Source organism: Halomonas sp. C22 (assembly GCF_007655045.1).
Classification (GTDB): domain Bacteria; phylum Pseudomonadota; class Gammaproteobacteria; order Pseudomonadales; family Halomonadaceae; genus Vreelandella; species Vreelandella hamiltonii.
The window spans coordinates 42,108-56,124 of the sequence record NZ_VBVC01000001.1; the positions used below are offsets into that span (position 1 = coordinate 42,108).

At 63.8% G+C, this 14,017-nt stretch carries 13 protein-coding genes; 8 read left to right on the forward strand and 5 right to left on the reverse strand.

What is annotated here, in order from left to right:
• The first annotated feature begins 224 nt into the window (after window positions 1–224).
• Entirely contained in the window at window positions 225–1,154 is a 930-nt protein-coding gene (locus FEU76_RS00235) for a 3-hydroxyacyl-CoA dehydrogenase (protein ID WP_039182813.1), read from the forward strand.
• A 42-nt stretch (window positions 1,155–1,196) separates the two neighbouring features.
• On the forward strand, window positions 1,197–2,225 hold the full coding sequence (locus FEU76_RS00240; protein ID WP_144979456.1) for a LacI family DNA-binding transcriptional regulator: 1,029 nt from the start codon (window positions 1,197–1,199) through the stop codon (window positions 2,223–2,225).
• Between the two features lie 45 nt (window positions 2,226–2,270).
• Here FEU76_RS00240 and FEU76_RS00245 read toward each other — a convergent pair whose 3' ends face one another.
• The 3 genes from FEU76_RS00245 to dctP form a co-directional block, all read right to left on the reverse strand.
• The gene (locus FEU76_RS00245) at window positions 2,271–3,602 is read right to left on the reverse strand and encodes a TRAP transporter large permease (protein WP_144979458.1); all 1,332 of its coding nucleotides are present in this window, start codon (window positions 3,600–3,602) and stop codon (window positions 2,271–2,273) included.
• Window positions 3,599–4,102 carry a TRAP transporter small permease subunit gene (locus FEU76_RS00250; protein ID WP_039182820.1) on the reverse strand — a complete coding sequence of 168 codons (504 nt, stop codon included), beginning with the start codon at window positions 4,100–4,102 and terminating at the stop codon, window positions 3,599–3,601. Before FEU76_RS00250 ends, FEU76_RS00245 begins: the two co-directional genes overlap by 4 nt.
• Before the next feature lie 63 nt (window positions 4,103–4,165).
• Window positions 4,166–5,269: a TRAP transporter substrate-binding protein DctP gene (gene dctP / locus FEU76_RS00255; protein ID WP_096921501.1), complete on the reverse strand. Its 1,104-nt coding sequence runs from the start codon at window positions 5,267–5,269 to the stop codon at window positions 4,166–4,168.
• 331 nt (window positions 5,270–5,600) lie between these two features.
• Here dctP and FEU76_RS00260 point away from each other — a divergent pair, with 331 nt between their 5' ends.
• Together FEU76_RS00260 and FEU76_RS00265 are read left to right on the forward strand one after the other, a co-directional pair.
• Complete coding sequence (locus tag FEU76_RS00260) at window positions 5,601–7,811, forward strand: GNAT family N-acetyltransferase (RefSeq protein ID WP_144979460.1); 2,211 nt, start codon at window positions 5,601–5,603, stop codon at window positions 7,809–7,811.
• Between the two features lie 27 nt (window positions 7,812–7,838).
• Complete coding sequence (locus tag FEU76_RS00265) at window positions 7,839–9,326, forward strand: aminoacyl-histidine dipeptidase (RefSeq protein WP_144979462.1); 1,488 nt, start codon at window positions 7,839–7,841, stop codon at window positions 9,324–9,326.
• Window positions 9,327–9,419: 93 nt separating this feature from the next.
• Here the strand turns inward: FEU76_RS00265 and FEU76_RS00270 are convergent, their stop codons facing one another.
• On the reverse strand, window positions 9,420–9,896 hold the full coding sequence (locus FEU76_RS00270; protein ID WP_096921498.1) for a Dps family protein: 477 nt from the start codon (window positions 9,894–9,896) through the stop codon (window positions 9,420–9,422).
• Between the two features lie 184 nt (window positions 9,897–10,080).
• Window positions 10,081–11,211: a glycerate kinase family protein gene (locus FEU76_RS00275; RefSeq protein ID WP_144979464.1), complete on the reverse strand. Its 1,131-nt coding sequence runs from the start codon at window positions 11,209–11,211 to the stop codon at window positions 10,081–10,083.
• A 118-nt stretch (window positions 11,212–11,329) separates the two neighbouring features.
• On the opposite strand from FEU76_RS00275, the gene FEU76_RS00280 reads away from it, so the two are divergent.
• From FEU76_RS00280 to FEU76_RS00295, 4 genes are all read left to right on the forward strand, one after another.
• Window positions 11,330–11,890, forward strand: coding sequence for a hypothetical protein (locus FEU76_RS00280; protein WP_144979466.1), 561 nt, complete (start codon window positions 11,330–11,332; stop codon window positions 11,888–11,890).
• Complete coding sequence (locus FEU76_RS00285; protein WP_144979468.1) at window positions 11,887–12,252, forward strand: hypothetical protein; 366 nt, start codon at window positions 11,887–11,889, stop codon at window positions 12,250–12,252. Before FEU76_RS00280 ends, FEU76_RS00285 begins: the two co-directional genes overlap by 4 nt.
• 29 nt (window positions 12,253–12,281) lie before the next feature.
• Window positions 12,282–12,923, forward strand: coding sequence for a DUF1007 family protein (locus FEU76_RS00290; RefSeq protein WP_144980255.1), 642 nt, complete (start codon window positions 12,282–12,284; stop codon window positions 12,921–12,923).
• A 62-nt stretch (window positions 12,924–12,985) separates the two neighbouring features.
• Window positions 12,986–14,017, forward strand: a complete 1,032-nt coding sequence (locus tag FEU76_RS00295) for a nickel/cobalt transporter (RefSeq protein ID WP_144979470.1) — start codon at window positions 12,986–12,988, stop codon at window positions 14,015–14,017.

Sequence of the window (14,017 nt, forward strand, 5' to 3'; positions counted from 1 at the left end):
TCTCCTGAAAGGATTGTTATTGGGTAGAGTCAGCTGGGTAGGGTCAGCATGATGGAGCAGAATAAGGCTAGGGCCTGTTGCATACGAATGCAAACACTTTTGGAGCATGCTATGTTGAACCGGATGCTGGTCTTGCAGGCCTTATTTGAATTGCGCCTGCCAGGGCGGGTCGCGCCATGGATTCAGCAGGGCAAGAACAATAAAATCACATGAGGTGAGTGGCCATGAGTACACAGGTAGCCGTCATTGGCGCGGGATTGATTGGGCGTGGGTGGGCGATCGTCTTTGCCCGAGCGGGCGTCACGGTAAGGCTTCATGACGTGGACGAGCAGCAGCTGACGCTGGCCAAGGGGCTCGTGATGGCGTCGCTGTTCGACCTGCAGGACGCCGGATTGATCGACCAGCCGGAGGTCATCGCGGCGCGTATCCACTACTGCGCTGACCTTGCCAGCGCCGTGGCGGACGTCGAGTACGTGCAGGAGTGCGGGCCGGAGAACGTGGCCCTGAAGCAAGCGCTGTACAGCCAGCTGGAAAGCGTCGTGACGCCTGACACGATCCTGGCCAGCTCCACGTCAGGTATCGTGGCGTCGCAGTTTGCAGGCCACTTGCAGCATCCGCAGCGCTGTCTGGTGGCGCACCCCGTCAACCCACCGTATCTGGTGCCGCTGGTGGAAGTCGCACCCTCGGAGCAGACCCATGCCGCGGTGGTCGAACGTACCCTGGTGCTGATGCAGGAAGTGGGGCAGGCGCCCATTCTGGTCAAGCGTGAGGTGCAGGGGTTCATTCTCAATCGGCTGCAGGGCGCTTTGCTCAACGAAGCGCTGCGCCTCTTCCGCGATGGTTATGTGTCCGCCGAGGACCTGGATAAGACGGTCAAACACGGGCTGGGCCTGCGCTGGTCGTTCATGGGGCCTTTCGAGACCATCGACCTGAACGCCCCAGCCGGTGTCGTGGACTACGCCGGGCGCTATGGCCCGCTCTACCGTGACGTGGATACCCAGCGCAGCGCGGCCAACCCCTGGGAGCCCGAAACACTCGAACGCCTGGCGCAGGAGCGTCGCGAGATATTGTCGGAAGCACAGCTGGCCGAACGCCAGGCCTGGCGTGACCGCCGCCTGATGGCGCTGATGGCCCACCAGCGTCAACACGCCTAGCGCGGCGGGTGCCGAGGCCTTGCGACCAACCAGAGGATGAGCATGAAAAAACGGCCCGTGACGTCACGGCAAGTGGCAGAACTGGCGGGGGTGTCGCAGTCGGCGGTCAGTCGCTGCTTCTCTCCCCACGCCAGCATTGCCCCCCAGACCCGGGAAAAGGTATTGGCGGCGGCCCAGCAGTTGGGCTACCGCCCCAATGCCATCGCCCGCTCCTTGATTACGCGCTCGTCGCGCACCATCGCGGTCGTCATGACCCAGCTGGACAACCCGTTCTACGCCCAGATGCTGGAGTATGCCGCGCGGCGGTTTCAGCAGCATGGCTATCACCTGCTGCTGTTCATGAGCAGCAACGAGCAGCAGACGGCGGGCGTCATGGCGGACATTCTGCAGAGCCAGGCAGACGGCATTCTGATGCTGGCAGCGACGCTTTCCTCTTCGCTGGCCAGCGAGTGCGTCTCCCGGGGCATTCCGGTGGTGCTGATCAACCGTACGGTGGCCTTCGAGGGGGGCAGCCAGGTCGCCAGCGATAACTACCGTGGAGGCTATTGGGTGGGTGAATTCCTGGTCTCTGGCGGTTATCGGCGCATCGCGCTGGTGGCCGGGCTTGCCGACTCTTCTACCAGCAGCCAGCGGCGTGATGGCTTCATGGCGGCGCTGGCGGCGCAGGGTGTCAGCTGTTGGGGGGAGGCATGCGGCGACTATGACTTCGCGGCGGCCCAGGCGGCGACTCGCAAGCTGTTCGAGGCGGCGCCCTACCCGGATGCAGTCTTTGCTGCCAATGATCATATGGCCATTGCGGTGATCGATACGCTCAGCGGCGAGCTGGGGCTGCGGGTGCCTGAGGACGTGGCGGTGGTGGGGTTCGACGATATCCCCATGGCGGCCTGGCCGAGCTATCGGCTCACCACGGTTCAACAGCCGGTCGAGCCCATGGTGGACGAGGCGGTGGCTCTGCTGCTGGCGCAAATCGCCAGTGGGCAGGTCGCGGGGGAACGGAAAGTATTGCCGGTGACGCCCATCGTAAGGGCCAGCGCCCCGGCAACGGGGCGTGGTGTTGCGTCATCTTCATGAAGTTTGCCGCCTTGCACGGCAAGGCGGCAACGCGAGGGCGTCAGCTTAGCCCAGCAGCATGCGGGGCAGGCCGGTGACCAGCCACGGGAAGAACGACATCAATACGCACGCCAGCAGGATCAGCGCCACGAAGGGAACGACCGCTTTGTAAAGGTCGACGATCTCTACCCCAGGCGGTGAAACCCCTTTCAGATAGAAGAGCGCATAGCCAAACGGTGGCGTGAGGAAGGAGGTTTGCAGCACCACGGCCACCATCACCACGAACCACAGCGGATCGACGCCCATTTGCTGAACGATGGGCAGCATGATCGGGAAGCTGAGCAGGACGATGCCCGTCCAGTCCAGGAACATGCCCAGAATGAACACCAGAAACAGCATCATGATCAGCGCGCCGGTGGTGCCGCCCGGCATGGCCAGCAGCAGGTCCTGAATCACCTGCATGCCGCCGCCCCGCGAGAACACCCCGGTGAAGGCGGTCGCGCCCACCAGCACCAGCATGACCATGGTCGTGGTCTTGCCTGCTTCCAGCAGCGTCTTGAAGCAGGTGGAGACCCGGCGGTCACCAAAGATCAAAAACAGGATAAAGGCAATGAACACGCCGATGGCCGAGGCCTCGGTAGCGGTGGCCACGCCGGTGAAAAGCGCGCCGAGTACCCCGAGGATCAGCGACATGGGCGGCACCACGTACTTGCCCAGCATGATCAGCAGCTGCCGAGTGCTGACTTCCGCGCGCTCTTCCTTGGGTACCGGAGGGCCATAGGAGGGCTTGAAGTAGCAGATCAGCAGTACGTAGAGCGCGTACATCACCCCCAGCATCAGGCCAGGAATCATCGCCCCTGCAAACAGGGCGCCTACCGATACCGGCGAGTAGCTGGCCATCAGGATCAGCATGATGCTGGGCGGAATCAGGATGCCCAGACAGCCGCTGGCCATGATGACCCCGGTGCTCAGCTCCTTGTTGTAGCCATACTTGAGCATCGGTACCAGCGCAATCATGCCCATGACGGCAATGGAGGCGCCCACGATACCGGTGGTGGCGGCCAGCAGGACAGAGACGATGACCACGGTCAGTGCCAGCCCGCCCCGCAGGTTGGCCAGCAGCAGGCGCATGGCATCGAACATCTTTTCGGTGACCCCGGAATCGTTGAGAAACCGTGCCATCAGGACGAACAGCGGTATGGCAACCAGCACGTAGTTGTCCATGGCGTTGCCGAAGATGTTGTTGATCAGGGTGCCCAGCACCCGCTCGCCAGGGCCGAGAAAAGCGCCGATGACGGCGACGCCGCCGAGCACGAAGGCCAGAGGATGACCCATGAACAGGCCGATCAGCAGCCCGCCAAACATCACCAGCGCCAGCAGTTCAGGACTCAGGTTCATGCTGATTTCTCCTCGCGCAACTGCATGATGGCCCGCAGTACGATGGCAATGGCCTGCAGCAGGATGAGGGCAGCCGCCACCACGATAACGCCTTTGATCGGGTAGACGGGAATCGACACCATGCCGTAGGTGGTTTCACCCCGGGTATAGGAGCGTTCGAAGAAGCGCCAGCCGTAGGTCAGCAGCATCCAGATGAAGGGAACGAAGAAAATCACGTAGGCCACGACTTCGATCAGGGCCTGACGCTTGCGTGACAGCAAACGTTTCAACACGTCGACCTCGACATGGGCGTGGTGGCGCAAGCCGTAGGCAGCCATCAGCATGAAGTGGGCACCAAACAGCATCTTGGTAACATCGAACGCCCAGTCGCTGGGGCGGCCGAAGAAAAAGCGTGACGCAATGTCGTACAGGACGATGAGGGTAATGATGGCAATCAATGGCGCGATCAATCGCCCAAACAGCTCATTGATTGCATCGATCGCCTTGGCAATCGCATTCATGGAAGATCTCCGCGGTCAGCACACAAAACCGCCCCGGGCAGCCCGGGGCGGTGCAGAAACGCCTTACAGGCAGGCTTCGATCTCTTCCAGTGAGGGCAGGTTATCCATGGTGCGGCTCATGTTGAAAGGAGCCGAGACGTCACGCCATTTGGCGTAGTCTTCCAGGTAGGTCACCATGGAGTGGTAGACCTTGGCGTGGTCGCTGTTTTCACAGGCGCCGCGCACGATGACCTCGTTGGTGATCTCCTGAATACGGGCCAGGTCTTCGTCAGAGAACTGGTTGATGGTGATGCCTGCATCGATGAACCTTTGGGTGGCATCGGTGGACTCACGCTCGGACCAGGCCAGCGACCAGGCCATGGTGGCGTCGGCGGCGATACGCAGCTTCTGCTGGGTCTCTTCCGACAGCGCGTTCCAGGCGTCGAGGTTGATCATGACACCGAAGACGCTGGCGGACTGGTGCCAGCCAGGCGTGGCCCAGTAGTCGGCCACTTCGGCAAAGCCTGCGTTGTAATCCACGCCGGGGGTGGAGAACTCACCGGCATCGATCACGCCACGTTCGATGGCCTGATAGACTTCGCCACCGGCCAGGGTTACCTGAGAGCCACCCAGGGCTTCCAGTACGCGGCCCTGGTCACGGCCAGAGAGACGCAGACGCTTGCCTTCCAGGTCGGCAATGCTTTCGATGGGCGTACGGCCCATGAAGCCGGACTCGTTGTTGAGCGCGGCATAGGGCAGGTACATCATGTTGTACTGGCCGTAAATCTCTTCGTACAGTTCACGGCCGCCCCACTGCTGAATCCAGTTGATGTAGTCAACGGCGTTGAACAGGCTGGTGGTAGTGGCCAGCGGCGAGAACGCGGGGTTCAAGCCTGCCCAATAGCCTGGCCAGTCACCGGCGGCTTCGATACTGCCGGTTTCGGTGGCATCGAACACTTCCGTGCCGGGCATCAGCGTACCGCCCGCGCGGAAGTTGATCTGTACTTCGTCTCCCGCCAGCTGGTTGACCAGCTCGGCCCAGTGCTGATCGAGCTTGATCAGGTCGAGGTTTTCGGGCCAGGTGGAGGTCATGGTCCACTGCTCTTGTGCTTGAGCAGTCGTGGTGAGAGCGGCAAATGCGACACCAGCAGCAAGGCTGGTCAAGGCAAATTTTGTAGTCTTTTTCATTATCAATTTCCTGGTACTTTGGCGGTTGGCGTTATTAGTGTTGATTACCTGAAAGCAGGAAAGCACAGCGAGTAGGACTGACGTTTACGTAAAGTAAAAGCGGCCAAGGCTGTACCGCTAAGCTAGCACACTCCCCCCGCTGCGGCGCAATATCAGAGTTTGCAGGAAGTTAACGCACGCCATGAAACATCGTTTGATTTAAAAATCGTTTAAAAACATTTGGTTAATTCATTATTTAAACAGTTGGACAGGTCTGGATGGCGCGTTGAAGCGTTGAAAATGTGTGCCTTGTTGTACCAAAGTTGTAAGCAATCGACCCTTGAGGAGCGTGATGAGCGAAGCAAGTGATGACCGCCGCATATCACTACTGGTGGGCCATGCGCGGCGCTGGCAACGCCGCCGTTGGCGGGGGCTCGTGTGGCTCAGCGGGCCTGCCGAGCAGGCTCGCCGACTGGCGCTCACGCTGTGGCACGCCCAGCCGTGGCAAGCGCCATTGTGGGTGGGCGGCCCGCAGGAAGCCCCCGTGTCGCCTTGCCTGCCCGCAGCCAAAGCGCGCACGCGACTGGGGGCCGAGCATCAGCTGATCGTCATGGACGTCAGCGGCCGTGACGGGCTGGACCCGGATGCCCTGGGCGCGCTGGCCGGCACGCTGACGGCGGGCGGCATACTGCTGCTGGTAACCCCCGAGCCATGGGGTGAGCGCCCCGACCCGAACTACGCACGGTTTGCCGACCACCCCTGGGAATGGACCGCGCTGAGCAGCTTTTACCTGGCACGTTTGGCACGCCAACTGAGTGCTTCGCCTCAGGTGGTGCGCTGGCCGGTGGCTGGCCCGCTGGTGCTTTCCAGGCTGCCCGCCGGGCAGCCCTCGCCACGCCGCCCGGAAGACCCCGCCTGCCTGACGCCCGATCAGGCCCGGGCGGTCACGGCCCTGAGCAAGCTCAAGCGTCGCCGCCCGCTGGTCATCACGGCCGACCGAGGGCGCGGGAAAAGCGCGGCGCTGGGCATTGCCTGCACACGCTTGCTGCAGCAGGGGAGCTACCCGCGGCTGCTGGTCACCGCCCCCAGAGCCAGCGCGGTGGACAGCCTGTTCGAGCGTGTCATGGCGCTGTGCCCTGAGGCGCAGCGCCGCGGCCACGAGGTGCAGCTGCCTGCCACGGGAAGCTCGCTGTGCTTCTTGCCACCAGACGTGCTCGATACCCAGCTGGATCAGGGCACGTTGGGAGGCAACGGGGCGCTGCTGCTGGTGGATGAGGCCGCGGCACTCCCAGCGGCCATGCTGGCCCGCTGGCTGGCCGCGTTCCCGCGTATGGCCTTTGCCACGACGGTGCATGGTTACGAGGGCTCTGGCCGGGGCTTTGCGCTGCGTTTTCGGGAGGTGCTCGAGCGCCAGACGCCTCAGTGGCGGGAGCTGACCCTGGAAACCCCGATTCGCTGGGCAGCCAATGACCCTTTGGAAAGCGTCATTCAACAGGCGCTGCTGCTGAACGCGCCGCTGCCTGAGGCCCACGCGCATGGCCTCATCGACGCGCAGACCCTCAGCGTGAGCCAGGCACAGCTGGCCGCCAACGAACCACTGCTGGAGCAGCTGTTTGGCCTGTTGGTGCAGTCGCACTATCGCACCACCCCCAGCGACTTGCGCCAGCTGATGGATGGCCCCGGTACGCGGCTGCGCATGGTGATGGCAAGCCAGGGGCACGCCTCGGCTGCTGCCACGGGGGCCACCGATACGGCGCCGCTGGCAGTGCTGGTCACTCGGGAGGAGGGCGGCTTTGACCCGGCGCTGGCCGAACAGGTGGCGCTGGGCCAACGGCGGCCCCAGGGGCATTTGCTGGCCCAGTCCCTGGCGGCTCACGGGGGCCATCGCGAGGCGTTGACCGCCCGCTGGCGCAGGGTGGTGCGCATTGCAGCTCACCCTGAACGGCGCCGCGAAGGGCTGGGGCGCAGGCTGTTGGCAGCCGATATGGCCAGCGCAGCAGAGCAGGGCGTCGCGCTGTATGGCGCCACCTTCGGTGCGGAGGCGGGGCTGCTGTCATTCTGGCTGGCCCTTGGGTTCACGCCGGTACGCCTGGGCGTGACGCGGGAAGCCGCCACGGGGGAGTATGCCATCATGGTCGCCAAGCCGTTGAACGAGACCGGCCAGGCCGTATTGCAGAGTATGCAGCAAGGCTTTGTGGCGTCTTTGCAGGGGCTATTGGCCTTCGAGCTACGCGACTTGCCCGCGCCGGTGGTAGCGCTGCTGCTGTCCGAGCTGCCTGAACGGCCGCTGAGTGCCGTGGAGCGACAAACGATCCACGACGTGGCCTATGCCCATCGCGACCCCGCCCTGGCGCGGGCTGCCTTGCAGGCGCTGGGGCGGGAGGCCAGCCGTGTGCCGCTGGGAGAGGCCCGGCTAGCGCATCAGCAGCTGGTAGCCTGGGCCTATCAGAATCAGCCGCTGGCCGATGCCACGCGCGAAGCCACGCAACAACTGCGCCGAGTGACACAGCAGCTGATGACCGCGTCGATGCTTTTCTCGGATGGGCAGGAGCGGTTAAAGTAGCCCGGTTATCGATGACGAAGAGTTTCCATGAACGCACATCTAGAAGCGCTCGCGCCCACGTTGGTGTGGCAGCATTTTCGCACGCTGTGTAATACCCCTCGGCCATCGGGCCACGAGGCAGCGCTGGTCGCCAAGCTGGAAGCCTGGGCCGATGGCCTGGGGCTTGCCCATGACCGGGATGCCTTCGGCAACCTGCGTATCCGTAAGCCCGCATCACCGGGGTGTGAGGCAGCGCCGGGCATCATCCTGCAGGGGCATCTGGATATGGTGGCGCAGGCCAACGCTGGCCAGGCCCACGATTTCACGCGGGACCCCATTCGCACGGTGGTCAAGGAGGGGTGGCTGCACGCTGAAGGCACCACGCTGGGGGCCGACAACGGCATGGGTGTGGCTGCCATTCTGGCCGTGCTGGAGGACCCGGAACTGACCCACGGGCCGCTGGAAGCGCTGTTCACCCTGGAGGAAGAGACCTCCATGGGCGGGGCGCTCAATCTGGCCGAGCAGTGGCTCGAGGGCTCACTGCTGCTCAACCTCGATAGTGAAGACCGTGGCCAGGTCTACATCGGCTGCGCGGGCGGTGCCGACGTGGTGGTAGATGCCCAACTGCCTGGTACTGCGCTGCAGCCCGATGAGCAGGTCATCTCGCTCTCCTTGACCGGCCTCAAGGGCGGTCATTCGGGCATGGATATCGACAAGCCGCTGGGCAACGCCAACCGACTGCTGGTACGCGTGCTGTGGGCGCTGGAAGCCTTCGATGCACGGCTGGTGAGCTATCAGGGCGGCACCCTGCGCAATGCCATTCCCCGTGAAGCCTTTGCCCAGGTGGCGCTGCCCGCCGACGATGTCGAGGCCGCGCTGGCCACGGTGGAAACCCTTGCCAGAACGCTCAAGGCGGAGCTGGGAAGCGGTGATCCTGGCCTGGTGCTGACGGCTACGAAAGTGGCCCCTGCCGAGGCCGAACCGCTGACCCGCGACGCCAGCGCCATGCTGCTGGCCGCCTTGCATGCGGCTCCTTGTGGGGTCGAGCGGATGAGCGCCGATGTGCCGGGAGTGGTCGAAACCTCCAACAATCTTGGCGTGCTGAGCGTTGAGCAGGGACGTTTTCACCTCTGTGCACTGGTGCGCTCGCTGCACGACAGCGCAGCGATGGCCATGGCCGGGCGCTTCCAGGCGCTGTTCGGGCTGATGGGTGCCCGCGTAAAGGTCGAAAATGGTTACCCAGGCTGGGCGCCCAACCCGGAAAGCCCGCTGCTGGCCACCTTCAACACTCGCCATGCGGCGCTGATGGGGCATGCTCCGGAGGTGAAGGTCATTCATGCCGGACTGGAGTGCGGGATTCTGGGCAGCAAGTACCCTCATCTGGACATGATCTCGTTCGGGCCCTTGATTCGCGGGGCTCACTCACCGGACGAGCGCGTCGAAATCGCTTCCGTGGCGGAGTTCTGGGCCATGCTGCGTGATCTGATCGAAACCCTGGCCAGGCAAACCGCCGACTCGGCCAGTCGCCAGGTCTGATCTGCCATGCCCGCCCAGCAACATTGGCGGGCAACAAAAACGGCACCGCAAGGGTGCCGTGGGTGGTGTCTCGGCGGTGCGCCGCCGAGAGGCCTACTTGCCCAGGTAGGCGTTGAGCATCCAGACGGTCTTTTCCTGCTCGCGAATGTAATCGCCCGCCTGAGAAGCGGTACCTTCGTCGTCGGCGTCCGAGGCCAGCGACAGCAGCTCGCGTTGCAGCTCGATCAATGTCTGATATCCGCTGAGCACGCCTTTGACGCAGGTTTTGCCGTCGTGAACGTCCTTGTCTTCCTGAATGCGCGACAGGGCGATGTAGTCGCTGTAGGCGTGGACAGGCTTGTGCCCCAGAGTCAGGATGCGTTCGGCGACTTCGTCCACTTTGGTCAGCAGGTCGGTATAGAACTCTTCGAACTTGGCATGCAGCTCGAAAAAGTCGTTACCCTTGACGTTCCAGTGGTAGCCCCGCACGTTCATGTAGAAAATCTGGTAGTTGGCCAGTAGATGATTCAGCTTTTCCGCAAGCTGGCTGGCGCTGCCTTCGTGTAGGCCAATGCTGTTGGTATCTTCCATTGTCTGCTCCTCCATCGTTTCGTTTTTTCCAGCTTAAGGCCCTGGTTGACCGATGCAAAACAGGTTTTTTGCATCGCCACCATAGCGGCCTGCCATGACCGGCGGTGAGCTGGCGACGGCTGACTCATCGCGACTTATCAAGAGATGTTGGCGACCCGGCGATTTTTCAAGGGGGCCGCCGCCGTCAATGGGCCAGCCACAGCCGGGCTATGCTGTCGCAGCGGTCGCTGAGCAGTTCAGCGGTACGCGGCAGGGCGTCTTCCAGGCCCATGGGGCCATCGGCCAGGGCAAAGGCGGCGGTCACGCCTTCATTCAAGCAGGCCTGCCAGCCCTCCCCCAGGCTGCCCGCCAGCACGATGACCGGCTTACCCAGGCGCTGGGCGGCGCGGGCCACGCCAATCGGGGTCTTTCCAGAGAGACTCTGGCCATCCAGGCGGCCTTCGCCGGTGATCACCAGATCCGCCTTGGCCAGCAGGCTGCTCACCTGGGCTTGCTGCATGATCATGTCGATACCCGGCGAGAGTCTGGCGTTCAAGAAGCTGCTGGCGGCAAAGCCCATGCCGCCCGCGGCACCCGCGCCCGGCATGTCTCGGTCATCGCGACCCAAGGCTTCTGCGGCGAGCGTGGCAAAGTGCCCCAAAGCGTGGTCGAGGGTGGCCACGTCGTCGGGGCTGGCCCCTTTTTGCGGCCCGAACACGGCGCTGGCACCGCGCTCACCGAGCAGCGGGTTATCCACGTCCACGGCGGCCGTGACGTCCAGGCTGGCCAGCCTCGGGTCCAGGGTGGAGAGGTCCAGCGTGGCCAGCTGCTGCAGGGCAGCCCCGCCGGGAGGCAGCGGCTGGCCATGCTGGTCGAGCAGCCTGGCCCCCAGCGCCTGAAGCATGCCGGCGCCCGCATCGTTGGTGGCGCTACCGCCCAACAGGAGCAGGGCCTGGGTGGCGCCGGCGTCCAGGGCCGCCAGGAACAGTTCGCCCACGCCATGGGTACTGGTGTGCAGGGCGTTGCGCTCGTCGCTGTTCAAGTGCTGCAAGCCGCTGGCTTCTGCCAGCTCGATAAACGCGGTACGCTGCTCGCCAAGCCAGCCCCAGCGGGCCTGGCGGGGTCTGCCCAGGGCATCTTGAACGGTGAGCGTGCGACACTCTGCCTGCGTGGCTGCCATCAAGGCATCCAGACTGCCCTCGCCGCCATCGGCCAGCGGGCAAAGGTGCGTGATGGCCGAGGGTGCCGCCCGTGTAATGCCGTGTGCCATGGCCTGGGCCGCTTGTTCGGCGCTCAAGGCATCTTTAAAACTATCCGGGCAAAGCAGTACATTCATCGCACAACCTCCTTGAAACGTTGTCTCAGCGTATTGTCGTTCTTTTTCGTGTCTAGCCAGCGAGCTTAGCGTGCTGCTGGACCACACACCAGTCGCACAGAGGGCAAGAGGAATTCACATGAAGGTTATCCCTATCAGCATGACCTGCCTGCTGGCCTTGGCTGGCTGCCAGACAGTGCCAGACCGCTTGCCCCAGGCCGAGCCTGGGCCTGCTGCGGCCTGTGCATTCCCGGTCCATCAGGCGGCCGACTCCCTGGCGGCGGTCACTCGTGCTGTCGATGTGCTGGAAGAGTGGGGCTTTAGCCTGGACGCCACCGACACTCGGCTTGGCCTGGTGAGCGCCTCCCGCGAGCGCGAGCTGGTGGGATATTATGAGCGTTATGATTATTACTCCCCCTACGGCAGCGGCTTCCGGCTGTTTGGCGGGATGGGCGTGGGACGCGGCTCCAGCATCGGCCTGGGGGTTGGCGGGCGTTTTGGTGCGGGCGTCGGGCAAACGCCCACGGAAGTGGAGCGTGTATCGGTGCTGGTCAGTGACGCGCAGCTACGCCTGTCTCGGGACATTCGCCGTTTCGATCACTTCGGTGAGCAGCGCGAGGCCTACAGCGCCAGTAACGATGACTTTTGCGGACGCTTTCAAACGGCCTTTCAACAGGCCCAGGGGCAGGGGGGCTTATGAGCCGTTTCATCAAGTGGGGAGCCGCGCTGGTCACACTGCTGTGGCTGGCCGGATGTGCAACGACGCAGCCGCTGGAAAGCCGCGACCTGCACTACCGTGCCGATACCGAGCAGACGTTCCGTGAGGCCGTCGCGATGATGATCGAACAGGGGTATGTGGTGCGCCATGCCGATATGTCCCTGGGGCGGGCGGAAGCGGTGCTGGCCCGCTGGCCCGGCTACCGGTTGCAGCTTCAAGTGAGCGAAGCGGGCGGCGGCACGCTGGTGCGGGTATCTGCGCTCAGCGGCAGCCAGCCGATTCCCCCGTACGTGCTGGACCCGTGGCTGGTGGAGTTGCAAAGCAGATTAGGAGAGTTACCGTGACGTGGAAAACAGCCAAACGCTGGGGGTGGATGAAAGGAGTAGCCCTGGGCATGGGGCTTGGGCTGGCCAGTGGTAACGTATGGGCGCACCCCCATGGCTGGATCGATCTCAGCATGCGCGTGATCACCAACGAGGCGGGTGAGGCCACTGGCGTGCATCAAACCTGGCGCATGGATCCGTTTTACAGCCTGGTGGTGTTCGAGGAGCTGCAGCAGGTGCCCGGCGCGTCGCTGGAAGAGGGCCTGGACCAGCTGGGCAGCGATATCCGCGACAATCTGGTGCCCCAGCACTACTTTACCGAGCTGCGTATCAACCGCCAGCGCTTGGCCTTTGGCGAGGTGACGGAGTATACCGCCATGGAGCGGGATGGCCGTTTGACCTTCATGTTCATACTGCCCCTGGAGAGCCCTCAGCCGTTGCAAGGCAACGTGCTGGAGTACCAGGTCTTTGACCCTACCTATTACATCGAAGTGGTGCATGAGGCCGATAACGATGGCCCCAGCAAGGGGGCGCTGGTGTTGAATGGCGAGCCCGCCTGCGAGCTGAGCATCATCGCGGCCGATCCAGACCCCGAACTGGTGCTGCAGGCAGCCCTGCTGGACGTGGACGAAGAGGGTGAGCCGGGCCTGGGCCGCCACTTTGCCGAGACCGGCAGGGTGGATTGCCGCTGACGCAGACGCCTGCTATCGTATATCAATTTGTTACTTTATAACTTTTTTGCCGTGGAGGGAGGATGCCGGTAACACGACAACAGTTGGCCTGGACAGCAGGCGGTATTCTGTGTGCCATCCTGTTGGTCTGGGTCGTGCAAAGCAATCTGCAGGGCGTCAGCTACCAGCTGTTGGGCTGGCAGCGCGACTTGCATCGCAGCCTGACGCTGGCCATCACGGAACTCTCCCGCACGCCGTCTACGGGTGCGTGGATGACGCTGCTGGGAGTCAGCTTCGCCTATGGCGTGTTTCATGCTGCGGGGCCTGGTCATGGCAAGGCGGTGCTGGCCACTTACCTGGCTTCCCATGGGGGAGCGACCCGGCGTGCACTGGGGCTGTCGTTTGCGGCTTCCTTGCTGCAGGGTGTGACGGCCATCGTCATGGTCGTGGTGCTGGTGCACGGGCTGGGGTGGGTCACTCGGCAGGCCATGGGGAGCGTGGTCTGGGTGGAGCAGGCGAGCTTTCTGCTGGTGGCGCTGCTGGGCGTCTGGCTATGCTGGCGTGCCATCAGGCAACTGCGCCACGCCCATCGTGCGCAGGCGCCGGTGGCCGAGCCCCACCATCATGAGCACAGCCACAGCCACAGCCACAGCCACAGCCACAGCCACAGCCACAGCCACGATCATGCCCACTGCTGCGGCGGAGCCCACCATATCGAGCCACAGCAGGCGCTGGAGTGGCGTACTGCGTTGATGACGGTGGGGGCCATTGGCATGCGCCCCTGTACCGGGGCCGTGTTGATGCTGGGGGCTGCCAGCCTGCTGGGGCAGTTCCATGTGGGGGTGGCCTCGGTGCTGGTCATGTCGCTCGGTACCGGCATCACCGTGTCGGCGCTGGCCATGGCCAGTATCGTGGCGCGGGGCTGGGCGACACGGCGGCTGGAACGACAGCAGAGCCAGCAAGTGGTGGAGAAAGTCGCGGGATGGGTCGCCCTCACGGGGGGCGCGCTGATCGTGGCGCTGGGCGTCTCCTTGTCGTTGGCGGGAGCAGCGCAGCCTGCCAGCGGCCCGCTGCTGAGCGAGCCGCCGAGTCGCAGTGTACTGCCCGGCGGCTGA